This is a genomic window from Emticicia sp. 21SJ11W-3, from assembly GCF_024138715.1.
Lineage (GTDB): Bacteria > Bacteroidota > Bacteroidia > Cytophagales > Spirosomataceae > Emticicia > Emticicia fluvialis.
Genome location: NZ_CP092074.1, coordinates 3902124 through 3928451, shown reverse-complemented (window position 1 = coordinate 3928451; position 26328 = coordinate 3902124). Strand labels below are relative to the sequence as shown.

21 protein-coding genes are annotated in these 26328 nt (G+C 42.2%); 12 read left to right on the top strand and 9 right to left on the bottom strand.

The window, feature by feature from the left end; all coding sequences use genetic code 11:
• Positions 1 to 38: 38 nt before the first annotated feature.
• Positions 39 to 1952, bottom strand: coding sequence for a M1 family metallopeptidase (locus tag MB380_RS16620; RefSeq protein WP_253528103.1), 1914 nt, complete (start codon positions 1950 to 1952; stop codon positions 39 to 41).
• Positions 1953 to 2080: 128 nt separating this feature from the next.
• Here MB380_RS16620 and MB380_RS16615 point away from each other — a divergent pair, with 128 nt between their 5' ends.
• The 3 genes from MB380_RS16615 (at position 2081) to MB380_RS16605 (ending at position 4333) form a co-directional block, all read left to right on the top strand.
• Positions 2081 to 2716, top strand: coding sequence for a polysaccharide deacetylase family protein (locus MB380_RS16615; protein WP_253528099.1), 636 nt, complete (start codon positions 2081 to 2083; stop codon positions 2714 to 2716).
• A gap of 65 nt (positions 2717 to 2781) precedes the next feature.
• On the top strand, positions 2782 to 3318 hold the full coding sequence (locus MB380_RS16610) for a hypothetical protein (RefSeq protein ID WP_253528098.1): 537 nt from the start codon (positions 2782 to 2784) through the stop codon (positions 3316 to 3318).
• Positions 3319 to 3322: 4 nt separating this feature from the next.
• Entirely contained in the window at positions 3323 to 4333 is a 1011-nt protein-coding gene (locus tag MB380_RS16605) for a glycosyltransferase (RefSeq protein WP_253528095.1), read from the top strand.
• Between the two features lie 115 nt (positions 4334 to 4448).
• Here the strand turns inward: MB380_RS16605 and corA are convergent, their stop codons facing one another.
• Both corA and MB380_RS16595 read right to left on the bottom strand, forming a co-directional pair.
• Complete coding sequence (gene corA, locus MB380_RS16600) at positions 4449 to 5531, bottom strand: magnesium/cobalt transporter CorA (protein ID WP_253528092.1); 1083 nt, start codon at positions 5529 to 5531, stop codon at positions 4449 to 4451.
• Positions 5532 to 5543: 12 nt separating this feature from the next.
• Positions 5544 to 6968: an ATP-dependent RecD-like DNA helicase gene (locus MB380_RS16595; RefSeq protein ID WP_253528089.1), complete on the bottom strand. Its 1425-nt coding sequence runs from the start codon at positions 6966 to 6968 to the stop codon at positions 5544 to 5546.
• Between the two features lie 157 nt (positions 6969 to 7125).
• Between MB380_RS16595 and MB380_RS16590 the strand changes: the two genes are divergently transcribed.
• The 7 genes from MB380_RS16590 (at position 7126) to MB380_RS16560 (ending at position 15190) form a co-directional block, all read left to right on the top strand.
• Entirely contained in the window at positions 7126 to 7575 is a 450-nt protein-coding gene (locus MB380_RS16590) for an NUDIX domain-containing protein (protein WP_253528086.1), read from the top strand.
• A gap of 66 nt (positions 7576 to 7641) precedes the next feature.
• Positions 7642 to 8520 carry a DUF3822 family protein gene (locus MB380_RS16585; protein WP_253528083.1) on the top strand — a complete coding sequence of 293 codons (879 nt, stop codon included), beginning with the start codon at positions 7642 to 7644 and terminating at the stop codon, positions 8518 to 8520.
• Positions 8521 to 8976: 456 nt separating this feature from the next.
• Complete coding sequence (locus MB380_RS16580) at positions 8977 to 10464, top strand: cellulase family glycosylhydrolase (RefSeq protein ID WP_253528080.1); 1488 nt, start codon at positions 8977 to 8979, stop codon at positions 10462 to 10464.
• Between the two features lie 202 nt (positions 10465 to 10666).
• Entirely contained in the window at positions 10667 to 11122 is a 456-nt protein-coding gene (gene coaD, locus MB380_RS16575) for a pantetheine-phosphate adenylyltransferase (RefSeq protein ID WP_101725870.1), read from the top strand.
• Between the two features lie 79 nt (positions 11123 to 11201).
• A complete protein-coding gene (locus tag MB380_RS16570) occupies positions 11202 to 11639 on the top strand; it encodes a hypothetical protein (protein ID WP_253528077.1) in 438 nt (145 codons plus the stop codon).
• A 39-nt stretch (positions 11640 to 11678) separates the two neighbouring features.
• Positions 11679 to 14138: a bifunctional UDP-N-acetylmuramoyl-tripeptide:D-alanyl-D-alanine ligase/alanine racemase gene (locus MB380_RS16565; RefSeq protein ID WP_253528074.1), complete on the top strand. Its 2460-nt coding sequence runs from the start codon at positions 11679 to 11681 to the stop codon at positions 14136 to 14138.
• A 74-nt stretch (positions 14139 to 14212) separates the two neighbouring features.
• Complete coding sequence (locus MB380_RS16560; RefSeq protein WP_253528071.1) at positions 14213 to 15190, top strand: SUMF1/EgtB/PvdO family nonheme iron enzyme; 978 nt, start codon at positions 14213 to 14215, stop codon at positions 15188 to 15190.
• Between the two features lie 679 nt (positions 15191 to 15869).
• On the opposite strand, the gene MB380_RS16555 is transcribed toward MB380_RS16560, so the two are convergent.
• Both MB380_RS16555 and MB380_RS16550 read right to left on the bottom strand, forming a co-directional pair.
• Positions 15870 to 16397, bottom strand: coding sequence for a DUF4199 domain-containing protein (locus tag MB380_RS16555; protein ID WP_253528068.1), 528 nt, complete (start codon positions 16395 to 16397; stop codon positions 15870 to 15872).
• Positions 16398 to 16510: 113 nt separating this feature from the next.
• A complete protein-coding gene (locus MB380_RS16550; protein WP_253528040.1) occupies positions 16511 to 16999 on the bottom strand; it encodes a response regulator transcription factor in 489 nt (162 codons plus the stop codon).
• A 351-nt stretch (positions 17000 to 17350) separates the two neighbouring features.
• Here MB380_RS16550 and MB380_RS16545 point away from each other — a divergent pair, with 351 nt between their 5' ends.
• The gene (locus tag MB380_RS16545; RefSeq protein ID WP_253528036.1) at positions 17351 to 18667 is read left to right on the top strand and encodes a Gfo/Idh/MocA family oxidoreductase; all 1317 of its coding nucleotides are present in this window, start codon (positions 17351 to 17353) and stop codon (positions 18665 to 18667) included.
• A gap of 146 nt (positions 18668 to 18813) precedes the next feature.
• On the opposite strand, the gene MB380_RS16540 is transcribed toward MB380_RS16545, so the two are convergent.
• The 4 genes from MB380_RS16540 to aroQ all read right to left on the bottom strand — a co-directional run bounded on the left by MB380_RS16540 (position 18814) and on the right by aroQ (position 25322).
• Positions 18814 to 20106, bottom strand: coding sequence for a TolC family protein (locus MB380_RS16540; RefSeq protein ID WP_253528020.1), 1293 nt, complete (start codon positions 20104 to 20106; stop codon positions 18814 to 18816).
• Between the two features lie 171 nt (positions 20107 to 20277).
• Positions 20278 to 23382, bottom strand: a complete 3105-nt coding sequence (locus MB380_RS16535) for an efflux RND transporter permease subunit (RefSeq protein ID WP_253528005.1) — start codon at positions 23380 to 23382, stop codon at positions 20278 to 20280.
• 33 nt (positions 23383 to 23415) lie between these two features.
• Positions 23416 to 24522, bottom strand: coding sequence for an efflux RND transporter periplasmic adaptor subunit (locus MB380_RS16530; protein WP_253527991.1), 1107 nt, complete (start codon positions 24520 to 24522; stop codon positions 23416 to 23418).
• 371 nt (positions 24523 to 24893) lie between these two features.
• Positions 24894 to 25322, bottom strand: coding sequence for a type II 3-dehydroquinate dehydratase (gene aroQ / locus MB380_RS16525; protein ID WP_253527960.1), 429 nt, complete (start codon positions 25320 to 25322; stop codon positions 24894 to 24896).
• Between the two features lie 84 nt (positions 25323 to 25406).
• Between aroQ and xerD the strand changes: the two genes are divergently transcribed.
• A complete protein-coding gene (gene xerD / locus MB380_RS16520) occupies positions 25407 to 26324 on the top strand; it encodes a site-specific tyrosine recombinase XerD (RefSeq protein WP_256503991.1) in 918 nt (305 codons plus the stop codon).
• The last annotated feature ends 4 nt before the right edge of the window (positions 26325 to 26328 follow it).

Sequence of the window (26328 nt, the reverse complement as noted above, 5' to 3'; positions counted from 1 at the left end):
ATAATCACTGCAGTACAAATCATTAATGCACCTGAAATTTAAGACAACATAGCCGCCCATTGCATCAGGTTCTGAACCCAGAACATAATTTTAATGCTGTATTTTTTTAGCGCCAACGTTGATGGCTCAGTGGCTTTGCTGTTATTGTTAAAATTTAAATCTAGCAATAGCTTATTCAGTGGGTCTACTTTAGCAGATGCAACAGGCTTTTTAAACTTAAAAACCTTGGTTTTTTCTTTCCCGCTCCAGCTGAGTAGTTGCTGGCTTCCATCCATAAATTTCACCAGAATTTCAGTGGGCAATATCATATCACCCAAACGCTCTGCCGTAAATGTGCCTTCGGTGGTTTGTCCGTTTGTGGTGTTGTTTAATGAGCTGATGGCATAATCAAGCACCGGAGCCTTGTATAAAACCTGCTCAAAGTACCAGTTCATGTCTGGCCCGAATATGTTTCCCAATCGTTTATGCACAATCTCATTCACAATACTAATGAAATCCCGAACGCAAGGATGTCTGAAACGCCAGCGGGCAAAGTAGGTCTGCATTACTTCGTCCATCACTTTACGGCCTATCAGGTTTTCGAGGGTTTTCATCCAGACGGCGGTTTTGGTGTAGGTCATAATGGTATAAGTACCTTGCGGATATTCCCAGGCTTTTCTGAAAACCTCGGTTATTTTCGGGTTTTTCATTTTTACATAACTCCTTCGCGACGTCTCCATGTCGTTGATAGTAAAACCGAAAAGGTTGACCTGCGAGCCGGGCGAATAGTTTTCGTCCATGATGCGGCCTTCGAAATACTGGTTAAAGCCTTCGTCCAGAAAAGATTCTTCAAATTCGTTACTGGCCAGCATACCCTGAAAATACTGATGCCCAAACTCATGTATGGTTACCAATTCAGGAAATTTCAGGCCTTTGGGTAATCCCCACAAGGTTCCGCAGGTAATAAAGGTCGGGTATTCCATACCGCCTGACCCACTGGCATTGGCCGGAGGGTCAATCAGGCTCAGAACCGTATGCGGATATCGGCCAACGTGCTTCTCAAAATAGTTTAAGGCTGTAATGGCTGATTGAAAATAGCGTTCAGTTGAACCCGAATGTTCCGGTTGCATTACGGCTTTTATCTTTACGTGTTTCCATTGCCGCTCGCTGATTTCAAAACGAGGGGAGGCTGTCCAGGCAAAATCGTGTACGTCATCTGCTTTATAGCTTATGGTTTTTGTATTATTTTTATTAAGTGTTTCTTTCTGAAAAATACCCGTTGCGGCCAGTTTATAATCTTTAGGTATGGTCATGTTTACCAGATAGCTGCCAAAGTCGGCGTAGAATTCGGTATGGGCATGAAACTGGTGGCAGTTCCATTGGCCTTTGGTGGCGTATCGCATACCGGCAGGTTCATAAACTCCAATTTTAGGAAACCACTGCCCAACCAGAAAGTAGTTATCAGCAAAGCCGGTACGGGCAAAAATTTTAGGTAATTTGGCTCTGAAATCAATATCCAGCGTAATGGTTTCATTTGGTTTCAGAGGTTTGCTGAGCGGCACACTGATTACGGTTCGGTCTTTATCGTTCAGGTCATCAGGCTGAATAAACTTTAGCTTCTGTGTCAGGGTTTCTCCATTGCGCACTTGCATTGAAACCACATCAATGTAACCCAGATTGGCTTTATCGGTAGCATCTAACTTGTCGCCACGTAGTTGTCCGCCTGATTCCTTCATGAAGGTCGAGTTTTTATCGCGGAATGCGTTCAGATACAAATGAAACTGTAATTCGGTAATGTTATCGGTTGATGTGTTTTTCCAGACCAGTGTTTCTTTTCCTAGCAGAATTTTCTTTTCGGCAAACAGCGTTACATCAATGTTGTAGTTGGCAATGCGGTTGCTTAAAGGTTTATTTTGTGCCCCGGCATTAAAAAAAAGGCATAAAAAAAGGCAGATACTCAAAAACTTGTTCATACAAATAGTTTATTTCAGAACCGGAAAAGATAATTGTGTAGCACTGGCAATCTGATATTTTCTTTTGCAATTTAGATAAATTAGTTAGTTATTAGAACAATTTTATAACATTTGAAGAAACTGTGGCTATGTTTATTCATAAGACGAACTTCCTGATGAGAGCCATGTATTCGGACTTTATCTGGCGAAAAAAAACACAGGAAAAGAAAATATACCTCACATTTGATGACGGCCCCATACCAGAAATAACCGAGTTTGTGCTGGAAACCCTGGCCGCATATAATGCCAGGGCAACTTTTTTTTGTATCGGTGATAACATCAGGAAACACTCGCTTGTTTTTGATAAAGTAATAGCAGGCGGGCATTCTGTTGGCAACCATACTTTTAATCATTTAAGAGGCTGGGATACTGCCACTGAAGCATATCTGGACAACGTAAAGCAATGTGACGCCCTGATTAGCAGTCAGGCCAGGTTGATGCTGCCTGGTAAGAAACTATTCAGGCCTCCGCATGGGCGAATCAGGCGTAGCCAGGCAAGGGCTTTGCTGCCTGAATATGATATTGTAATGTGGGATGTGCTGACAGCAGATTATGCTGCAGATATAGCGCCTGAAAAAGTACTGGCCAAAACACTGCAATACACAGAGGCAGGGTCTATAGTGCTTTTTCATGATAGCATTAAAGCCAACAAGAATATGAGTTTTGCTTTACCGAGATTCCTTGCGTATTTTTCAGAGAAGGGATTTTGTTTTGAATGTATCTGAAAAAAAATGTTGTGACAAGTTGGGCTTAATTCATCGTAATTAAACTCAGTATAACCTTTCAAACCATGAAAATTAAACGAGTGCTGTTTGCCTGGCTGCTGGTAATTGCGGCCAAGGCATTGTATAGCCAGAGTACATTTGCCGAGCAGAAAGCAGGGCATATTTATTATGTGTCAGTACCTAATTACATGACCAGAACCGTAAAGCTGAACGAGGTGGCATCTATGCAGTATGTTAATACCGTTAAAAACGCTTTTATGGTAGTTATTGATGATTCGAAAGAAGAATTGGAAATGAAGGGTATAAAATTCGGGTCGTTACGCGAGTTTCACGATGAAAACATCATCAATCTGAAAGGCGAAAAAAACAAATGGGCGGAGACGGATCCGCGTGAATTTGAATGGAAAGGCAACCGGTTTTTTCAGTCTGAGCTTGAGGTAGATTTTAAGGAAACAAATGAAGAAGAGGTAAAGATTACCTATCTGATTACCTACGTTGAAACGAAAAAATATTATTATCAGATACTATGCTGGTCGTTGAGTTCGGAGTTTGATAAACTATTGCCCGATTTTAAAAAAATAGCGACCAGTATTAAGGATTAAACCCATGAGTTTACCGATGGTGAGTATCCTGATTGCTGCCCGCAATGAGGAAAACAATATAACCGACCTGCTGGAATCGCTCAGGAAACTGAGTTATCCAAAAGAATTAACACAAATTCTGATTGGTAATGATAGCTCAACAGACAATACGGCGGGTGTAATAAATGAATATCTCCAAGGTTTAACAGATGCCGACAGAAAAGCATTCAATGTATTGACCATTGACAAGCAGGTGGCTCACCTGAAGGGCAAGGCTAATGTGCTGGCTCAATTGGCTGCACATGCCACAGGCGAATATCTTTTCATTACCGATGCAGATGTAGAAGTGCCGGCCCATTGGATTGAACAAATGATGGCACTAATGAATAAAAAGCCCGGCGAAAATAGGGCAGGTGTGGTTACCGGCATTACTTTAGTGAAGAACACCAACTGGTTTGAAGCCTGCCAGGCTCTTGAATGGTTTTTTGCATTGAAGATAATGAAAACCCTGACCGATATGAAGATACCTTCAACGGCTATGGGTAATAACATGATGGTGCTGAAAGAAGCGTATCTGGCCACAGGCGGTTATGAGGGATTTGAATTTTCAATAGTAGAAGACTACGCGCTTTATAAAGCTATAATAGACAAAGGGTATGCCTACAAACAAGGGTTTGATGCCTCGGTTATGACCATTACCAAGCCACCCCCTCATTATTTTGAGCAGCGTAAAAGATGGGTGGCCGGAGGGCTTTCTACGGGTACGGCGCTTATTTTTCCGGCATTGTTGCAGGGGGTTGCTTTACCGGTTTTGGTCATTCTCGGTTTTTTCTACTGGCAGATTCCTGTTTTTGTTTTTGGTCTTAACCTACTCATTAATATGATTGTGGGTTACGGTATTTTAACCCGTCTGCATCAGTTACGGTTGTTTCGTTACATTCCTGCCTACACCGTGTATATGTATGTTTTCTGGTTTTTGCAGTTGGTAAGTTATTTATTGCCTACCAGGCTGGTCTGGAAAGGACGGCAGTATTAACCTATAAAAGCAATTAATTGCCAACTTATGAAGGTCGGCGTTGGTTAAGGTATTCCTTTCATAAGATAACAGGAATACTACTGTAATTACTATTGATTAACCTTTTGGGGTTGCATTAAACATATTTTTTCCACTTAAAATAAATCCAGAGCGTAGCTGTTATCAGAACCATGCCCCCAAGTGTATAAAAATAACCATACGGGTGCCTAAGCTCAGGCATGTTGTCGAAATTCATGCCGTAAATACCTGCTATAAACGACAAAGGCATAAAAATTGCCGTGAAAACCGTAAGGGTTTTCATAACCGAATTCATTTTGTTGCTCAGGCTGGTCAGGTAAATATTCTGTATATTCTCAACTATTTCGCGGTAGGTTTCAATCGTATCCAGTATCTGCAATACATGATCGTAGAGGTCTCTTATATAAATATGGGTAGCAGACTGAATAAGAGGCGACTCTTCTCTTACAAGCGTACCGAACATATCGCGTAGGGGCAAAACCGCCTTTCTGACAGTCATCAGCTCTTGTTTCAGCAGGTACAATTGTTTCTGGTCGTCGGTTTGGGGTTTATCAATAATTTTTATTTCAAGTTCTTCCAGTTTTTCGCCCAGTTTTTCAAGCACCACAAAGTAATTATCAACTACCAGGTCGCAGCACGAATAATACAGGTAGTCGGCTTTTCCCCGGCGGGTTTTGCCTATCGATGCTTTTAAGCGGCTGAAAATAGGTGCAAACACATCAGCTTTATGGATCTCCTGAAAACTGATTACGTAATTTTCTCCCAATACCAGAGCCACGTGTTCTGACTCAATCATGTTTAGCTCTGTGTTAAACTGAAACATTTTAAGTACAGTAAAAAGGTGGTTGTCGCCAAAATGCTCCATTTTTGGTTTTTGGCCTGTGTTCAGGATGTCTTCCAGTAAAAGCGGATGTAAATGATAAAGCTTGCCGATGGCCTCAATGACCTGCACTTCATGTATACCGTCAACATCCAGCCAAACCACCTGATTCTCTTTTTTAGACGGGCGGCAATCATTTAAAACTCTAGTGGTTTTTTCGTTATAAACCTCCTGATTAAACTCTACAAGTTTAATAGTGGTGCTTTCGGCTACTTCTTTGCCCACGTAAACCAATGTGCCGGGCGAAGTAAAAGCTTTTTTGTTAATATAAGTGTTGAGTTTTTTATGATGCTTAGACATAGCCTGGAACGATTACTCAAAAAAATCTTTATTGAAATTGATTAGAAAAACCTCTTTTACGCCGCGGGTAACTGCCGTATAAAGCCACCGGATATAGTCATTGTCGATTTCGGTGTCAGGGGGCAGGTATCCCTGATCTATAAAAACGGCATCCCATTGCCCACCCTGCGACTTATGACAGGTAAGGGCATAGGCAAATTTTACCTGCAAGGCGTTCAGGTAAGGGTCTGCTTTTAATAATTCCTGTCGCTCTTTTTTCGACTTCGCCCAGAAATAGTCTTTCATCACGCTTTCATACAAGGCCTTGTTTTCTTCCTGCGTTAAGGTAGGGGCGTTAGAATAAAGCGTGTTCAGTATCAGTTTGGCATCAAACTCGGGCTCATCGGGGTAATCAACCAACCTTAGAGAAGCGTTTATAAACCTGAAACCGTGTATTTCTTCCTCTTTACGCAGCTTTACTATTTCCACAAAGTCGCCGTTGGCAATAAAACCAGCTTTAGAATCTTCATTCAGAACCGAATAATTATTGCGTACAACCATCAGCATATCACCGCTTTCAATTTCACTATCGGCATAGTTAATGGCGTTTCTGATGTATCGGTTATACTGCACCGCTGTTTTGTTAGACCTCGTAATAATAGTCGTATTTTCTCGGCCATACTTCCCATAGGCATATCGCAGGCCGTCTTCCAGGCGGTCGCTACCCATTTTGTATATATCTTTAAACCTGCTGGTTATTAATTTGATGGCCGGTTTTTCAGTATCAAGCAAATCTCTTAGTGCCGTCGCATTGGCCAATATGCCCGACTGCTGCTCCTGCCGCATTACTTCTGTCAGGCAATGTTCGGTCAGTTCTGTGTGGTAGTGGTTCCTCAGGTGGTCGGCATTCAGGGCAGGGCTTACGTTCATTTTCACGGGGGGCAGCTGGGCTTCATCACCAATCAGTATTAATTTGTTGGTTTCCTGTTCAAAAACAAAGTCCAGCAGGTCGTGCAGCAGGCTTTTAGTGCCAAAATCGCGTTCGTCTGATATCATAGAGGCCTCATCTACAATATAAACGGTGCCTTCATTATTGTTTTTTACCCGCTCAAATACCAGTGCACCAGTATAGGTGTTCTCTACCATCCGGTATATTTTCTTGTGTATCGTAAAAGCGCTTTTTTTAGCATAGCCTGCCATTACTTTAGCGGCACGGCCGGTAGGTGCCATCAGTACCGATTTATAGCCAAACTCTTTCAACACTTTTAAAAGTGTGTTAATAAAGGTAGTTTTACCGGTACCGGCGTAGCCTTTCAGTAAAAATACATCTCTGTATTTATCCTCACTCAGAATAAACTCATCCATCAACTCAAACAAGCGGGCTTGTCCGGGTGTTGGCGTAAAAGGAAATTTTTTAAATAACCTTTCTGAAGGTTTAATATCTGGGGCAAGGTTCATCTACGGAAGCACATTATTTTATGCAAAGTAAGCAGATATATGCCGTGCATAAAAAGGTAGCTATGAATCTATTAGAAAATACCTCAAAAAACATTCATATTTTCTGAAGTCCGCTAAGATAGTAATCTATATCTTTGCAGAATCTTTCTAATTACTAATGCCAATTAAAACGCAGGAAGCAGCCTTAAAATTTTACGGGCATCAGATTCGTGTCAGGGTTTGTGGGGTATGTATAGAAAATGAGCAGATATTGCTGGTGTGCCATAAAGGCATTGTGAACGACAATGACGTTTGGCTGCCCCCCGGTGGAGGGGTTGAGGACGGCGAGCAACTGCCAATTGCTTTGGCGCGTGAGTTTTTGGAAGAAACCGGACTGGAAATAAGTGTAGGCCGATTTTTGTTTGTGTCGGAGTTTATCCACTACCCTTTGCATGGTGTTGAGTTGTATTTTGAAGTAAAGGTTGTATCTGGAGCTTTAAAAACAGGGCATGACCCCGAGGCTGACCACCACATACAAGTAATAAAAGAGGTAAAGTGGGTGCCTGTTAAAAACAGAGAATTTGTTTCGGAGGAGCTTTACAGGAAGATAAATAACCAGGGTGTCTGATGTTTTTGCCTATCTGGTAAAATATTGCGATATTCCGTTTTGAATAATAAAAATAGGGTAGATAATTTGGAGGCCACTGTAACTAATATTTCGCCTAGCTTTGAGGTTAAGGACGACCGCTTTGATGTGAGTCAGATAGCAGACTGCCATTTGCTGATTGAGGCGGGGCATGACCGTTTCCGTTTTGCAGTTTATAACACAATTCATGAGGTGGTTATGTGGCTGGAAGACTACCACGTTTTTTCTTTATTTAAGCACAGCCAGCTTTTGGCTACCGTAAAGCAGATCTACAAGAACCACCCGTTTTTATCGGCCAATTACTGGAAGAGCATCAGGCTTACCGTGAGTACTAACCACTTTACCCTGATACCGGATGAGCTTTATCAGCCAGACGACATGGCCAAATATCTTAATTTTGCTGCCGGTAAAAATCTGTCAGAACTCGAGCAGGCTTTTGAATTTAAACATGGCCACTCGGGTATTGTTAATGTTTTCAGTGTAGAAAAAGAGTTGGTTAACTGGCTGAAAGAAATGTATCCGGCCAAGAAAATAACGCCACAACCTTTGCTGAGTACGCTGATAGAGGGGAGCATCAAAGATAAAACCAACACAGGGTTGCATTTGTATTTTGAAGAAAACTACGTATCGGTGGTTTATTTTCAAGATGCCCGACTGCATTTCTGCAACAGGCTTCAATACCGTACTGCCCAGGACATGGTTTATTACGTTATGTTTATTATGAACGAGCTTACACTGGATGCCGACGTACCCGTTAGATTTTATGGCGAGATAACCACTTTTTCAGAGGGGTTTGTGCTTCTGAACAAGACTTTCAAAAATATTGAATTTGCTGCCAACCCGTCCAGAATAAAATTCAGCCAGTATTTTGAAGAAATGCCCGAGCACCGGTATTACACCCTCTTTTGCTCTTATTATCTCTACTAACCAAAGCTGTAGTTTTGTTAATCGCTGACAGATTAAATTTTTGTTGATATTTACTTCATTATTTTTATATTACCTGCCTGTGTGTTAATTTCGAATCGAATTATTTAAAACACTTCAAAAAAGATTTTGATTTAATTCACAACAATCGCTAAGTTAAATTGGGTGTACTCTCATATGATTGATAAACACCAGATTAACATCTGGATAGTTTTTATAACCGGGTAAGTCAGGTACCCTGAGTTGTAGAGGCTTCTCCTTTGTTTATTTGTTTTATCGGCAAATAATCCACCAATCTGTTATTTCAAATTTCCTTTTTCAAACATTCAGTACCGAAATCGGTATGGGTGTTCAGGCTGGAGTTGGAATAATAAATATGTAGCCATGCTTTTGACCGTTTAAATCGTTTTTTAATTACAATCTGACTATTATTTATAGTACTTTACGCCCTATTATTAAATGAAGAACAGAAGTCCCAAACGCATGATTACGTCCGTTTTATTATTCTTTTCTATGTCTGTGATGAGTTGTGCTCCTGAAGTAGTCACAACCAAACCGCCTGTAGACACCACTGTTGTAAAACCCGCAGCAGAAAGTTATGTACGTATAAGCCCTCAGAACAAGGCATACCTACAGCTTACCAATGGCGATACCTTTATACCTATCGGTATCAATACTTCATTTATCAGGCAGGAAGACAAAGAAGAAGTTATCTTGCAGAGATACGAACACTATTTTCAGGAAACAGCAAAGTATGGTGGTAATTTTGCCAGAATCTGGCTTAGCGCGCCTGCTTTTGAAATTGAAAATAAAAAAATAGGTGTTTACGATTCGGTTATTGCCCAGCGGGTTGATAAACTTATAGCATTGGCCGAAAAATACCAGATAAGATTAAAACTTTGCTTTGAGCATTTCAGAGATTTAACCGGGTATCCGGCGCCCTTTGTTTACTCGCTTGCATTCGACAAACCCTTTTATGCTGTTAAAAACGGTGGCAAATTTAAAGATATGCCCGACTACATTAATAGCAAAGAAGGCAGAGCGGTGTATCTCAACCGGGCAGCATTCTGGCTAAACCGGTATGCCAACAAACCCATAATATTTGGTTGGGAACTGTGGAACGAAATGGAGCATACCAGGGTGCCTACACCGGCTGTAGAGGCCTGGATGAAAGAGATTTTTCCGGGTGTTAAAAAACTGGCACCTAACCATCTGGTTATGCAAAGCATGGGTAGCATGAGTACCTCTTGGGCAAGGTCTATTTATAAAACATTTTCGGCCATTCCGGATAATTCAATTGCTCAGGTGCATCGGTACCTTGACCTGGGGGCCGAACTGGCGGTTTGCAGAGGGCCAATGGATGAATTGGCTGCAGATGCCATTAACGATTTAAGGTCGTTTAATCTTGATAAACCAATTGTTCTGGCCGAAACAAGTGCCGTGGAGCCTAACCATTCGGGGCCATCTAAATTGTTTGATAAAGACGTAAACGGTATTTTGTTCCACGATTTACTCTTTGCTCCGTTCTTTTCGGGCTCGGCAGCTCCGGGGCAAAGCTGGTACTGGGATTTTTATGTTGACAAGAATAACTTGTGGTATCATCTGGGCCGTTTTAGCCAGGCCATAAAAGGATTTGACCCCGTAAAAGAAAATGCCAAACCCTACTTTAGCAATGGCGAAAACCAACTTAAGATTTATAGTTTACTGGGTACCGGCAAAGACCTGGTATGGATAAGAGATGGCGAAAACAACTGGCAGACCGAGCTTGTAAATGGTAAGGCTCCGCGGGTAGTTAAAAGCCAGAAGTTTAAACTTGAATCCGGAGTGGTAAGAGTAGAGTTTTATGACCCCTGGAAACAACAATGGACCAAAGGCGAAATAAAAAACAATGCAACAATTCTGCCCGATTTCAGCAGGTCTATTGTTGTGAGAGTTGAGAAAATGTAAGCGCAAATAGATATAACAGGTAAATAATAGGCATCAGAAAAGCCTTTAGTTTTGCAGATTTACGGCTGAAATATTAAAAGTTTTAAAATATTCAGTCAACTTTGCCTTTCCTTAAATTTTTGAGGTTTAACTTTATTGTTTAAAAAGGCAAACAGTAATTCTGGCTGGCTTTCTCACCCATTCTAATTAACCCTGGTTATACATGAAAAAAATAGCGTTATTCCCCGGTTCATTTGACCCCTTCACCAAAGGCCATGCTGATATTGTTTTAAGAGGGCTTAAACTGTTTGATGAGGTAATAATAGGTATAGGCACCAATACCCAGAAAAATCGCTATTTCCCTTTAGAATTAATGGTGCAGAAAATCAGAGAGGCATTTAAAGGAACCGACGGAGTAAGAATAATTACTTATGATGACCTGACCGCCAATGTAGCCCGTAACCTGGGTGCTAATTTTCTTTTGAGGGGGCTTAGAAACACCACCGATTTTGAATACGAAAACACGATATCGCAGGTAAACCGCCATCTGATAGATGATTTGGAAACCGTATTTCTCATTACATCGCCAGAACTGGCACCTATCAGTTCAACCATTGTAAGAGAGCTACATAAGTACGGGGCCAAGGTAAATGATTTTTTACCGTATAACCTTGAATAAAAACACGCCGTTCTACGTTTACTCTAGGCTGAAATACTAATTTTGCAGCCATAATTTATTTTCCTCACGGTAAACTCACATGAAAAAACTACTTTTTATACTAATGTTGTCAGTTTTTGCGGTAGCCTGCAAAAGCGACGGCAATAATCCTGCCACTGCTTCGGTAAAGATACTGTCGGCCAATTACTGGAAACTTGACCGTTACACCGACGTAAACGGAAAAACCTTGGGTAACAACGAGCTGAATTCTCAGGCACAGGCCATTTTTGATCTTGAATTTGAGTTCCGGGAAGACAACGTAACCCGCGGACGCGACAGAGTATCAAAGCAAATAAAAAATGCAGGCACCTGGTATCTTAAAAGCAATAATACGATAATGGAGATTCAGATTACCGGTTTCGGTGGCGATTTTAAAGTAATACAGCTTGCCAATACCAAACTGATACTGCAAGCCACTAATAATCAGTTAATATCCTCTAACAGTACGGTTAATCTTGAACTGGTGCCGTCTTTATAGAGTATCTGTTTTTCTTCAGCATTTTTTTTGTTTATACCCGTGAACTTCTTTTCTGAACCCATATTGACAGGGGCTACTGTTTTGCTTACCGATAGCCGTTTTGTTTCTCAACCACAGCAAAGTATTTTTTTTGCTATTAAAGGAGAAAGGCATGACGGCCACGCTTTTATTGAAGAACTGTACCGGAAGGGTGTCCGGGAGTTTGTAGTTGAAAAAAAAGCAGCGCCTGCTGATTTACTTGTCCGCTTTCCGGACGGGAAATTCTGGATGGTTGAAAACGGCATAAAAGCTTTGCAAAACCTTGCTGCCGCGCACCGAAAGAAATTCAGCATTCCGGTTATTGGCATTACGGGCAGTAATGGCAAAACCATTGTAAAAGAATGGCTGAGTAACCTGCTGGCCCGCGATTACGCCATCATCAAAAGTCCGCGAAGCTATAATTCGCAGATAGGCGTTGGTTTATCTGTGTGGCAAATGAATGAAAGCCACACACTGGGGATTTTTGAAGCAGGGATTTCCAAATCAGGAGAAATGGAAAACCTTGAGCCAATCATTAGCCCAACCATTGGCATTTTTACCAATATTGGCTCGGCACACGATGAGGGATTCAGAAGCCGCAAGCAAAAAGTTACCGAAAAGCTGCGTTTGTTTAAAAAGAGCCAAACGCTTATCTATTGTAAAGACTACGAAGAAATAGATGAAGAAATAAAACTATTGCTGAAAGCGGTTAATCCGGGTATACAGCTGATTGGCTGGTCTAAGAGCCAGGAGAACCCCATAAATGTTACTTACAGCAAGGCCTCACATTATACAACACTGTGTATCAACTGGAATGCCGAAGAATATGAATTCAGGATTCCGTTTACCGATGATGCCTCAATAGAAAATGCTACCCATTGTGTTTTTGCGCGCCTGCTGCTGACCCCCAAAGGGCAGGATTCAGGCGTGATGGCCGACGCCCTGATGAATCTGAAGCAGGTAGCCATGCGTCTGGAACTGAAACAGGGCATTAATGACTGCTACCTGATAGACGATACCTATAATAACGACTACGCAGGCCTGAACATGGCGCTCAATTTTATGAGCCAACACCACACCAAAAGAAACAAGGTGTTAATAATCAGCGATTTACTGCAGTCTGGCCTTAAAGAAACCGAATTGTATAAGAGTATTGCCGATTTGGTAAAAGGCAAAGGCATTGACCACCTGGTGGGTATAGGAGAAGACATTTCAAGAAACCAGCATTTTTTTGATGACGGGGTTTTCTACCCGTCAACCGAAGCGTTTCTGAAACAATACCCGATTAACCAACTGCAAGACAGCCTTATTCTGGTAAAAGGTGCCAGAAAGTTTGCATTTGAGAAAATCGTTGACAGGCTCATACAAAAAGTGCATGGTACAGTATTTGAAATTAATCTGGATGCCCTTACCAATAATCTTAATTTTTACCGAAGCAAAGCCGGAAACAACACCAGAATAATGGTAATGGTAAAAGCCTATGCCTATGGAAGCGGTAGCGCCGAAGTAGCCAGCCTGCTTGAATACCACCGGGTAGATTACCTGGGGGTGGCGTATCCTGACGAGGGAGTGGTTTTGCGGCAGAATGGCATAAAACTGCCTGTAATGGTGCTTAATTCTCAGCCCGAAACTTTCAGTAAGTTGAAAGAATATAATCTGGAGCCTGAGATTTACAGTTTTTCAATCTTCCGACGGTTTATTGATTTTGCCCGTTCATATCCTGATACCACATTCAGAATTCATATTAAACTAGACACCGGAATGCATCGGCTTGGGTTTGAGGAACAGGATATCGATACCCTGATTGAGCAGCTCAAATCGAATCCTTCTGTTAAGATTGCATCTATATTCAGCCATCTGGTGGGGGCCGACGAAGCCGAACATAATGATTTTTCAAAGTCTCAGATAGACCGCTTTCAACGGATGTCTGATAAAATAATACAGGCCCTGCCTGCGGGTGAAACACCACCATTACGACACATCTGCAATTCGGCGGGTATTATCCGTTTTCCGGAGGCCCGTTTTGATATGGTACGCCTGGGTATAGGTCTTTACGGTGTAGAAGCTACCGGAACCGAGCAAAAATCTTTGCAGACCGTTGGAACACTTAAAACCATTATATCGCAGATTAAACACCTCAAAAAAGGAGAAACCATTGGTTATAGCCGTAAAGGTGTACTTGATAAAGACTCCCGCATTGCTACTATTGCCATTGGCTATGCCGATGGGTTCGACCGCGGTTTCAGTAAGGGTGTAGGCTATGTACTGGTTAATGGCACACGATGCCCCGTAATTGGTAATGTTTGTATGGACATGACCATGGTAGACGTAACAGAAGCCAGTTGTGAAGAGGGAGACGAGGTGATAATATTTGGTAAAGACCTGCCGATACATGAGCTGGCGGCCTCAATAGGAACGATACCCTATGAGATTCTGACTGGTGTGAGCGAACGCGTAAAACGTGTATTTTATAAAGAATAAGTATTCTGAAATCGTGATTTTTGCAATAGAACAGATGCTGTAAGTATATTTGTGAAATTAAAAATTCAACCTAAGTGAAAAAAATATCCATAATTCTCAGCGCAACTTTACTGGCTTTTTCCGGTTTCCGCAGTGATGATTTCAAACCTTACACTGAGCATATTCCGGGGCTTTCTCATGGGCTCGACATGGTACCCGTTCCGGCAGGCGAATTTACAATGGGCAGCCCTGCTACCGAAAAAGACCGCAAACCAGATGAAGGCCCTCAACACACTGTAAAGATTGATGCCTTCTGGATGGCTAAATTTGAAACCAGTTGGGAAATGTACGAAACCTTCTTTAACAAAGAACTGGAGGTGGCCGATACTAAAAACACACCCGAAGTGCAAAGCAGAGTAGGGGTAGTTGCCCGCCCGACACAACCTTATGTAGAGATGTCGTTCGGTCAAGGAAAAGAAAGTGGTTTTCCGGTTTGTAATGTTACACAGTTTGCTGCCAGAGCTTTCTGTAAGTGGCTATACGCCAAAACCGGGCATTTTTATCGCCTTCCGACAGAAGCAGAGTGGGAGTACGCCGCCCGTGCCGGTAGCAAGACTGCTTATTATTTTGGCGATGACGCCTCTCAGCTGAAAGACTATGGCTGGTTTTTTGATAACTCAGATGGCGCTTATAAAAAATCTGGTCAGAAAAAACCAAATGCCTGGGGCTTGTATGATATGTATGGCAACGTGGCCGAGTGGACATCTGACTTGTATGTGGCCGACTTCTACGGTAAACCTGAGGCTGCTAATAACCCTTATGTAAAACCAACGAAGCATTATCCGCACGTGATTCGTGGCGGACACTGGGACGACGACGCCGACAAACTCCGTAGCGCTGCTCGCAAAACGTCAACTCCTGAACTGAAACAACGTGACCCTCAGATTCCTAAGTCTGACTGGTGGTTGACCGATGCACCTTTTCTGGGTTTCAGGGTAGTAAGACCCGTAAAACAACCATCTAAAGAAGAAATAGAAGCATACTTTGCCCGCCCTCCTAAGGATATACCTTGATTTGGGAATGGGGCATTTAGTGAATTAGTGAATTAGTGAATGAGTGAATTAGTGAATGAGTGAATTAGTGAATGAGTGAATTAGTGAATGAGTGAATTAGTGAATGAGTGAATTATTGAATGAGCGGGCGGTGTTCCGCTGAATTAGTGAATGAGTGATTGGCTGAGTTGCAAATTAACAGATGGCGAGTTAGCACATACGAATAGCTATAAAATTAAATGGTGAATGCCTTGATAAAAATTATCGGCATTCACCATTTTTCCTGTTTTCCTCGCTGGGTCACCCAAATAAAAAATACAACTAATCATAAATGCTTGCTAGTCAGTTAATTAAAAATATTTCCTGCAAAAATCCAAGCACTTTTTGAAAAACCGAGGAAAACAGGTGAATGAGCGGGCGGTGTTCCGCTGAATTAGTGAATGAGTGATTGGCTGAGTTGCAAATTAACAGTTGGCGAGTTAGCACATACGAATTGCTATAAAATTAAATGGTGAATGCCTTGATAAAAATTATCGGCATTCACCATTTTTTTATGCTAATCAGGTATGAAATCAACTGATTGAGTTAAATTTATCACTCAATCACTCAATCACTCAATCACTCAATCACTCAATCACTCAATCACTCAATCACTCAATCACTCATTCAGCAGAACACCACCCGCTCAATCACTCAATTATCACCCCGCCACTGCTTGTTTTCTTTTTAGTATCAATGCGCTAATGAGTGTTACCAACAAGCCCACAGGTAGTATCTCAAAATAAGTAAAAGCAATAACCCCCAGGGGCGATTTATAAATGCCTGCCGATTGCTGTATCATGGCTATTTCTTCCTGTATATTAGCTGCTGTTTCTCCGCTGGCCTTTGCCTTTTCTATCATGCGGGTAGAATAAACCTCCATAAAATCAGGTACAAACACATAGTAGTCAATCGTCCAGACTACCACGTAAACCGTAGAAGCAACCAGGCTAATCAACAAACCCACTTTAAAGGCCTGCCCAAAACTGATAACACCGTTTTTGTGTTTGTCGCGGTAGTTTTTTATGCCCACAAAAACCAGCGAGAAAGCCAATAACATAGAGGCATACCCCACCCAGATACTGCCCTCAAACTGTTGTGTGGCATAGCAATATGCAGTTGAACAAACCATAAATGTAGACACAATTAGCCCTGCTATGAGTCCACTTACAAGTACAATTCTTTTCATAGTATTTTGTTTTATTTAGGTCGTAAAACTGGCATCAAAAAATCAATTTGGGCTCATACTTTTGGGTGATTTTGACTCTCGACCTGATTTTTCATACCAAAGTATGAGCATAATCAGGCAATAAGGCTCAGTCGCCTGGCTTTTTCTATGGCTTGGGTGCGCCTTTTTACATCCAGTTTTTCAAAGACGTTTGATGTATGCGTTTTTACCGTATTGAGCGAAACAAACAGTTTGCCGGCAATTTCCTGATTGCTTAGCCCGCTGGCCATCAATTCCAATACTTCCAGTTCCCTTTTACTCAAGCCTAAATCAAGTAGCAATGCTTCATTCAACTCAAATTCATCGTTGTTTTGTTTTGTTACCGGCTTTTCAATCAATTGCTCTACAATCTTAACTTCTACTTTAGGAGACATCAGTTTTAATGCCAGCCAAATGCCCAGGCCGGTAAATAAAAGGGCAATGGAGCCAATGTAAATTTCCATTGAGTGACTAAAAAGTATGAACCGCAGCTCTAGCCATTTCAGCAGAAACAGTAGTATGGCCAGGCTTACGCCATACATTACCGTTTGTTTATTTCTTATCAGAAATTCACGAATCATCATCAGTATGTTCAGGTATATTGCCCGGCTGCCGGGTATTCAGCAATTAGTTTTTTATTGATGGTCATGCCATGCTTTCCATGGCTTGTATTCCGAAATCCGGCGGTTTTGTCCCTTATTTTTGCCGGTCATTGGTTAAACCGTTAGTAAATAAAGGTTTCATTATGCTGAAATGCTTCATTTATAATGACCTATGCTGTTGTAAGTTATAATCAAAATTATCGATAATTAAATTGATTTTCAAGTAATTAAGAATCAGCGGCTTGACATTTTCCAAAAAAAAACATGAAAATTTCAGGAAATAAGATAAATTTGTTTTCTGAAAAATATCAACTCGTATAACCTCTCAAACAAATGAACACAAACTTTTCTCGCCGGGATTTTGTAAAGGCGTCTGCTGTAGTAGCAGGTGGATTGTCTGTTACCAGTCTTCCATTTGAGTCAGCAGCCAACTCTTCTGTTGATGATACCATCAAAATTGCTTTGATTGGTTGTGGCGGACGTGGAACAGGTGCGGCCATGCAGGCACTCTCTGTTAAGCAAAATGTGAAACTGGTAGCAATGGCCGATGCCTTCCGTGATAGAATAGACTCATGCTATAAAAACCTTACAACCGAAAAAGAACCCGGAAAAGGTGTAAAAAGTAAGATTGATGTACCTGAAGACCGTAAGTTTACAGGTTTTGATGGTTACAAACAAGCCATTGCATTGGCAGACGTAGTATTGTTGACAACCCCTCCGGGTTTCCGTCCAATTCATTTTGAAGAGGCGGTGCGCCAGGGCAAGCACGTTTTTATGGAAAAACCTGTGGCAACTGATGCCCCTGGTATCCGCCGTGTGTTGGCAGCGGCCGAAGAGTCGAAAAAGAAGAACCTGAAAGTAGTGGTTGGTTTGCAACGTCACTATCAGAAATCATATCTTGAGACTTACAACAAAGTTATCACAGAAGGTGCCATAGGCGATATCGTTTCTGCCCGTTGTTACTGGAATAACGATGGCGTGTGGGTAAATGAGCGCCAACCCGGCCAGACAGAGATGGAATACCAGATGCGTAACTGGTACTATTTTGTATGGCTTTGCGGCGACCACATCAATGAGCAGCACATCCATAACATTGACGTTATCAACTGGTTTAAAGGTGGGTACCCTACCGAAGCATTAGGTATGGGCGGACGCCAGGTAAGAACCGATAAAAAATTCGGTGAAATATATGACCACCACGCAATAGAATTTAAATATGCCGACGGCATGATACTGAACAGCTATTGCCGCCACCAGCCGGGTACGGTTTCTGACGTTTCGGAGCACCTGATTGGTACCAAAGGCCGTGCTACTGAGGGTAGAATTTATGACCTGAAAGGTAACAGTATCTGGAGACACAAAGGCGATGGTGATAAAAACCCGTACCAGGTAGAACACGATGTTTTATTTGATGCCATTGTGAACAACAAGCCTTTGAACGACGCCGAAAACGGTGCAAAAAGTACAATGACAGCTATTATGGGTCGCATGGCCAGTTATTCAGGTAAACGAGTGAAATGGGAAGAAGCCCTTAACTCTGAAATTAATCTGATGCCTGATAAATATACCTGGGATACGCTACCTAAAGTTTTGCCAGACAAAGATGGTTGGTATCCGATTCCGATGCCGGGTAAAACTAAGGCGGTTTAACGTAGAACGGAATGATATTCCGTTCTTCAGGCCTCAGGAGACCAGGTATCTGAATTAGAAACAATCAGACCTTATAAAACAATAAAACCTGCGAATCGTAAGATTGCAGGTTTTATTGTTTCAGGGTATTACGTTCTGTTTCTGGTTTACTTTACCAGTTCACCACTCAGGCGCAACAGTTGCAGTTCAGAAATCTTGATGTTAAACCGGGCATTGGTAAGGCGGTTTAAAGAGGTATTCAGGCTGCGTTGAGCTTCGTTTATTTCAAGAATGGTTGAGCCCCCCAATTTAAATTTCTCCAACGATATTTTCATGTTTTCATCAGCCACCTGATTATACTCTTCTTCCAGTTTCAGAATCTCCTTGTCAGTCTGGTATTGATTATAGGCTCTTATTAAATCGTTTTCCATTTGCACTATCCAATCCTGTTCCTGTGTTTTGGCAATTTCTGTATTAATCTTGGCTGTCTGTATCTGCCGGCGGACAATCTGACCGTTGAAAATATTCCAGGTTAAGCCTATACCGGTATTTAAACCGTAGTTCTGGTTATACAAAAATAAACCTGCATTGGTTTTGCTCAGTGAGTATCCCAGAGACGAGTTAAGCGTTACGCGGGGTAACTTGAACGATTCTGCCTCTCTTTGCTGGATGATAGTAATATCTGTTGATTTTCTCAAAGCCTGCAAGTTTTTATTGGCAGTACGGGCTCTGCTTCTGAGTTCTTCCTGCGAAGGGTCAAAAGTAAGTTCTACAACCTCCTGCACGTCAAAGTTCAGGTTTGGGTCTCTGGCCAGCAGGTTGTTCAGAGCAACCTTCGCATTTCTCATGTCTGTTTTAGCCTGTATTAACAAGCTGGTCTGTGTGCCTATATCAGTTTTAGACTGCAGATAATCCAGTTTAGAACCCTTACCGAATTCCCAGCGTTGCTGTGTAATGTTCAGGCGCTCTTCATAATACTTAATAATAGTTTCAAGAAAACGCACCGTTTGTTTCTGGCGCATTATTTCATAATAAGCTGCCATTACATTAGCCATTGTGTTTTCCATGGCAATGCGCGTCTGAATCTGGCTTAACTGGTTCTGGTTCTTCAGCCGGTCATAGATGGCATACATGCGTTTGCCGTCATAAAGTGTCCATGTAAAGGCCACGTTGGCAGAAGGCGTAAGGTTGGTACCAAAACGGTTGGTTTCACTACCGTTGGCCAGTTTCTGTTTAACTTCGTTAAAGGCAGTACCTGCATTGGTGTTTAGGTCTACTCTGGGTAGCATACCTGCATTGCCTTTAAAAACCTGTGTTTCTGCTGCTTTTTGTTGTAAAGCTGCAATTTTAACATCAAAGTTTTTTTCCAGCGCCAGGCTTACGGCGTTTTCCAGTGTCAGTACTTCCTGTGCAATTGATGATTGGGCAACGAATAATAGAAGAATAATAAAATTTTTCACGTTGTTATATTTTATCTGAGTTTCATTGGTTCAGGTTAAGTATTGGCTAATGAAACTATAGTAATGATGCTTCTGAAATTTAATGCTGGCTTTAGCCATTCATTAATAAATTAGGCAATTGAATCTTTATAGTTGAAAATACTTAGCCGGGGGGCTTACCCCCGGCTAATATCAGGCTACTTCATGTTCAGAATCGTAGGCGATTTTTTCAATCTGTTTCATGCGTTCGTAGTTTTTAGAACGCGACAAGAATGAATAGATGGCCGGAATTACATATAAAGTAAGAACCAGCGAGAACAACAAACCACCCATAATAACAATACCCATCGACATCCGGCTTCTACCGGCTGCGCCCAATGCAAATGCAATTGGTGCAGCGCCCAGCACGGTGGCGAAGGTGGTCATCAGAATAGGGCGGAAACGCATGGCCGCTGCTTCAATAACTGCTTCTTTTATGCCCATGCCCTTTTCGCGTAGCTGATTGGCAAATTCTACAATCAGGATACCGTTCTTGGTTACAAGACCTATGAGCATAATCATACCAATCTGGCTGAAAATATTCAATGTCTGGTTAAAATACCATAAAGAGAACATTGCACCGGCCACGGCAAGTGGTACGGTAAGCATAATAATGAAAGGGTCAACGAAACTTTCAAACTGGGCAGCCAGAATCAGATAAACCAAAACAAGCGCAAGAATGAAAGTATATAATGTATTGGATGAACTTTCGGCGAAGTCGCGCGATGAACCTGAAAGCGCCGTTCTGATTGACTCATCATTCAGACGGTCTCTGATGGCATCCATTGCTTTAATACCGTCACCGATGGTTTTACCAGGCGCAAGACCCGCAGAAACCGTGGCGCTCATATACCGGTTAAAGTGGTATAATTGTGGCGGGCTGCTTTGCTCTTCAGTTTTTATGATGTTATCCAGCTGAATCATTTCACCCAGATTATTCTTTACGAAAGTACTCTTCAAATCAAGAGGTTCGTCACGATTGGCGCGGTCAAACTGACCAATAACCTGATACTGGCGGCCGTTCATGGTAAAGTACCCGAAACGCTGCCCTGCAAAAGACAATTGCATATTTTGCGCCACATCAGATACCGAAATACCCATGCTTTTGGCTTTCTCGCGGTCAATGGTTACTTCCAGCTCTGGTTTATTAAATTTCAGGTTCATGTCAGACACCACAAACGTAGGGTCTTTAGATACCTCATCCATAAACTTAGGCATGTATTCGCGCAGTTTCCCAAAATCAGGCGCCTGAATTACATATTGCACCGGCAACCCTCCGCGGGCATCAACCGAAATGGTTTGTTGCTGAATAGCAAAAGACCGGGCATCAGGCATACCTTTCAGCTTTTTGGTTACAAAATCTACTATTTCCTGCTGCGAGCGTTTCCTGTCTTTTTTGTCTTTCAATGCCACGCGTACCATACCTGTATTAGGTGAACCCGAACCCGAAAAGCCGGGTGCTGTGATGGTCATGATACCTTTGGCTTCCGGAATAGAATCCTGCAACATTTTACCCATTTTCAACATGTAGTTGTCCATGTATTCAAAAGAAGAGCCTTCGGGGGCTGTGGCAGAAATACGGAACCAGTTGCGGTCGTCAAGTGGCGCCAACTCCTGCTGAATGTCTTTGCCGAAGAACCAGATAATCCCCATCGTTGCGAACAGAATAGGCACAGCCAGCCAACGCATTTTCATAAAGCCTTTCAGGCGTTCACGATAACTGTTAATCATGTTCTCAAAAAACGGCTCTGTTTTTTCATAAAACCACGAGCGTTTGTGGTCTTTTCTTACCAGATAAGCATTAAGCATCGGGGTAAGTGTCAAAGACACAAAGGCGGATATCAGAACCGCCGAGGCAAGCACAATACCAAATTCACGGAACAGCTTACCTACAAAACCCTGCATGAAAATAACCGGTAAGAATACCGACGCAAGCGTAATGGAAGTAGAGATAACGGCAAATATGATTTCATTAGACCCCTTAATGGCGGCCTCAATGGGTTTCATGCCTTCTTCAATCTTCTTATAGATGTTTTCAGTTACAACTATACCGTCGTCAACCACAAGACCGGTTGCCAGTACGATAGCCAGTAGCGTTAGCACATTAACCGAGTAACCCAGCAGATACATCACGAAGAATGTACCTATCAATGAAACAGGTATGTCTATCAATGGTCTTACGGCAATAATCCAGTCGCGGAAGAAAAGGAAAATGATAATCACAACCAGCACAATGGCAATAATCAGGGTTTCGCCTACCTCTTCCACCGAGTTTTCTATGAAAACGGTATTGTCAAGCAATACGTCCATTTTATAATCTTTGGGCAGGTCGCGCTTAATTTCCTCTACTCTTTTCTTGATTTCTTTTGAAATCTCCAGGTAGTTAGAACCCGGCTGAGGGACAATAGCCAGACCAATCATCGGGATTCCGTTGAGGCGAAGAATCGTTTCTTCGTTCTCCGGCCCAAGCTGAATGGTGCCAATATCTTTAAAGCGGATGATTTTATCGCCAATTGTTTTTACAATCAGATTTTCAAAGTCAGTTTCGTTTTTAAAACGTCCAACTGTTTTTACGGTTAGTTCGGTGTTGTCACCTGCCAGCTTACCGCTAGGCAGCTCTACGTTTTCGCGGTCAAGCGCCTGCTTTACATCCTGGGTGGTTACACCCTGCGACGCCATACGGGTTGGGTCCATCCAAAGGCGCATGGCATATTTTTTCTGCCCCCATATCATTACCGAGCTAACACCTTGAATAGTTTGCAGACGTTGAGCTACCACGTTTTCGGCCATGTCACTCACCTCCAGGTGGGTACGGGCTTCACTCTGAAGCAACATACTCATGATAGGGTCTGAGTTGGCATCGGCTTTAGATACAACCGGAGGGGCATCAATATCTTGTGGTAACTGGCGCACAGCACCCGATACCTTGTCGCGTACGTCGTTGGCAGCACGTTCCATGTCTACGCCAAGCTCAAACTCAACCGTAATCTGGCTTGAGCCGACGTTTGAAGAAGAGCTGATAGATTTGATACCCTCAACGCTGTTCAGCGCTTTTTCAAGGGGTTCGGTAATCTGAGACTCAATGATATCTGCATTGGCTCCGGCATAGGCAGTTCTGACCGACACCACCGGCGGGTCAATAGACGGGTACTCACGTACACCCAGATAAGTATAACCAATAACACCAAATAAGATAATGATGAGGTTCATCACTATGGCTAAAACCGGGCGTTTAATGGATATGGTTGATATAGACATATTTTTACGAATTTCAATTCAATGCTAAAAACCTTATTTTACAACCTGTTTTACTTTTACAGGAGCATCTTTTTTCAATGCCATTATACCACTCACAATCAGCGAGTCTCCGGGTACCAGTCCGCTCGTAATCTGAATACTTTTGTCGGTACGCAAGCCTGTTTCAACCATTTTTTCGGTCACTTTCCCATCTTGCATTACATATACCTTTTTACCTTTCAGAATAGGAATGATGGCTTCTGTTGGAACCATAATTGCTTGCGATATATCAAGGTCTACGGTTACTTTTACAAACATACCGGGTATAAGTCTGTCATTAGGGTTCTGAGCAATGGCTCTAACTTTCAGCGTGCGCAGGTTCGGGTCAATTTTAGGGTCAATGGCATTAATAGTGGCAGTGTAAATCTGGCTTTGCCCTTCTACTTCAAACTTAACCGCTGAGCCTAGCCTTAACTGAGTTGAGTATTTTTCAGGAACAGCAAAATCAATTTTTACCGGATTGGTCTGTACCAGTGTGGCAAGGCTGATACTTGGCGTTACATAAGCACCAAGGCTGACATTTTTGAAACTTATTTTACCTGCAAACGGGGCTTTAAGAACTGTTTTGTCCAGGCTGGTTTCTATAAATTCCTTATCGGCAGCAAGGGTATTCAAGGTGTTAGAAGTAATTTCATACTCCTCGCGGCTGATCGCATTAATTTCAAGTAATTTTTTCTGGCGGGCATCGGTTTGTTTAGCCAGCTCAATCTGGTAGTTTAGTTTCTTCAACTGTGCCTGTAAGTCGTTATCTCTTATTTTGGCAATTGTTTGCCCTGCGGCAACGCGGCCACCTTCTTTAATGGTAAGAGAAACGATTCTGCCAGATGCCTCGGGCATTAGCTGTACTTCTTCGTTTGGAAACACCGTACCCGGCGACGTAACGGCGTTGTCAAGCTGTGCAAAACCTGTTACAAAAATATTTACGGCTGTTGCAGGGCCACCACCACCGGGGCCTTTGGCACCTCCTTTGTCACCCCCTTTGCCGGCGCCACCGCCACCACCGGGCCCCCCGGCCATTTTATCATCAGGTTTGCTGAATAAGAAAATTTTGCCTAGCACTAAAACTACAATAATTGCAACAATGGTAAGTATGGTACGCATAGAACGCATTTTAAGATTTTTCTTTTTAGAGAGAGTTAGTAAATAAAAGGTATAAGTATTTAATAAACGGCTAGCGTATGTAAAAGGTTATGGATTATATTAATATGCCCAACTGAATTTCAACGCTATAATTCACGAAGTTAAATGATAAATGTCATTGTCTGATTAAATAAACGACAAATTAGTCTAATTTGACGACTATTCATTGAAAAACGTATCATAAGCATAAATGCCCGGTTTTAAGCATAAAATCAGTATTAAGAGAACATAAATAAATGCTTAAATTTAAAACTGAAAGGTGGCTTTTGAATAGCTTTTTTCAACCGGCAGATTTATTGGCCTGTAAGCCCCTTTATGTGGTTTTTGGCAGGCTACACTATAAAATACCGTATGGCCATTTCGTAACCTTTCAAGCCCAGGCCGCAAATCATGCCTTTGCATCGGCTGGTAAGGTAAGAATGATGCCTAAATGCCTCGCGGGCATGTATATTAGAGATGTGCACCTCTACTGCCGGGGTTTTAATGGCCGATAGGGCGTCGGCAATGGCAACTGATGTATGCGTGTAAGCGCCTGCATTGATAATGAGGCCATCAAATGCTACCTGACCATAGCCGGCTTCATGAATTTTGTCAATAATGCTGCCTTCGTGGTTAGACTGATAATAATGAAGTTCAATATCAGGAAATAACTGCTTTAGTTCGGCTAGATAATCCTCAAAAGTCTGGCTTCCATAAATATGTGGCTCTCTTTTACCAAGCAGATTCAGGTTGGGTCCGTTAATTATAATTATTTTCTTCATCAGAAAAACAATTGAATAGATGATTGAGTATTTTTATGGCAAGTTACGAAAACCATTCGTGTTTACTGTATAAAAATTACGGTTTTGAATTGGCCCATCTATATTCAACATTTTAAGAATTACCTTCGGCTGGAGCGGTCTATGTCCGAAAACTCCATTGAAGCCTACTTAAGAGATGTTGAAAAACTAAGCCAGTTTGCCGCCATGACCGACCATAATCCGGGTCCGGAGCAAATCAACGATCAGGATATTTCTGATTTTCTGGCCTACATCAATCAATTCGGGCTTACGGCCACTTCTCAGGCGCGCATTTTATCTGGTATCAAATCTTTCTACAAATATCTGGCGCTTGAAAACCTCATCAAAACAGACCCCACCCAGTTAATTGAAGGCCCTAAAACCGGCAGGAAACTTCCAGACACGCTGTCGTTTCCTGAAATTGAGCAAATGCTGGGCATAATTGATATGTCTACGAATGAAGGCACCCGAAACAGGGCAATTCTGGAAGTGCTATATAGTTGCGGCGTGAGGGTGTCTGAACTGGTTGATTTGAAACTAACCAATTGTTACTTTGATATTGGTTTTGTGCGTGTAATTGGTAAGGGCAATAAAATGAGACTGGTACCCATTGGGCGAGACGCCGTTAAGTTTACCAATATTTATCTTGAAACGGTAAGGAATCATCTGGATATCAAGCCTGACGCACAGGATGTGGTTTTTCTAAATCGGCGGGGACGGCCTTTAACTCGGGTAATGATTTTTCTGATAATAAAAGAACTGGCCGAACGTGCAGGTATTCATAAAAGTATTTCGCCACATACTTTCAGGCATTCTTTTGCTACGCATCTCATTGAGGGCGGGGCAGACCTCCGCGCCGTGCAGGAAATGCTGGGGCATGAGTCAATTACTACCACCGAGATATATACACACCTCGACAGAGCGTTTTTGCAGGAAACCCTCCGGAGTTATCACCCCCGGGAGGATTCGCACCCCAAACAATAAGAAA

Bases quoted from the DNA above. Each gene is read 5' to 3' on its own strand.
- MB380_RS16620 (WP_253528103.1), bottom strand. From the start codon at position 1,952: ATGAACAAGTTTTTGAGTATCTGCCTTTTTTTATGCCTTTTTTTTAAT.
- MB380_RS16615 (WP_253528099.1), top strand. From the start codon at position 2,081: ATGTTTATTCATAAGACGAACTTCCTGATGAGAGCCATGTATTCGGAC.
- MB380_RS16610 (WP_253528098.1), top strand. From the start codon at position 2,782: ATGAAAATTAAACGAGTGCTGTTTGCCTGGCTGCTGGTAATTGCGGCC.
- MB380_RS16605 (WP_253528095.1), top strand. From the start codon at position 3,323: ATGAGTTTACCGATGGTGAGTATCCTGATTGCTGCCCGCAATGAGGAA.
- corA (WP_253528092.1), bottom strand. From the start codon at position 5,531: ATGTCTAAGCATCATAAAAAACTCAACACTTATATTAACAAAAAAGCT.
- MB380_RS16595 (WP_253528089.1), bottom strand. From the start codon at position 6,968: ATGAACCTTGCCCCAGATATTAAACCTTCAGAAAGGTTATTTAAAAAA.
- MB380_RS16590 (WP_253528086.1), top strand. From the start codon at position 7,126: ATGCCAATTAAAACGCAGGAAGCAGCCTTAAAATTTTACGGGCATCAG.
- MB380_RS16580 (WP_253528080.1), top strand. From the start codon at position 8,977: ATGAAGAACAGAAGTCCCAAACGCATGATTACGTCCGTTTTATTATTC.
- coaD (WP_101725870.1), top strand. From the start codon at position 10,667: ATGAAAAAAATAGCGTTATTCCCCGGTTCATTTGACCCCTTCACCAAA.
- MB380_RS16570 (WP_253528077.1), top strand. From the start codon at position 11,202: ATGAAAAAACTACTTTTTATACTAATGTTGTCAGTTTTTGCGGTAGCC.
- MB380_RS16555 (WP_253528068.1), bottom strand. From the start codon at position 16,397: ATGAAAAGAATTGTACTTGTAAGTGGACTCATAGCAGGGCTAATTGTG.
- MB380_RS16550 (WP_253528040.1), bottom strand. From the start codon at position 16,999: ATGATGATTCGTGAATTTCTGATAAGAAATAAACAAACGGTAATGTAT.
- MB380_RS16545 (WP_253528036.1), top strand. From the start codon at position 17,351: ATGAACACAAACTTTTCTCGCCGGGATTTTGTAAAGGCGTCTGCTGTA.
- MB380_RS16535 (WP_253528005.1), bottom strand. From the start codon at position 23,382: ATGTCTATATCAACCATATCCATTAAACGCCCGGTTTTAGCCATAGTG.
- MB380_RS16530 (WP_253527991.1), bottom strand. From the start codon at position 24,522: ATGCGTACCATACTTACCATTGTTGCAATTATTGTAGTTTTAGTGCTA.
- aroQ (WP_253527960.1), bottom strand. From the start codon at position 25,322: ATGAAGAAAATAATTATAATTAACGGACCCAACCTGAATCTGCTTGGT.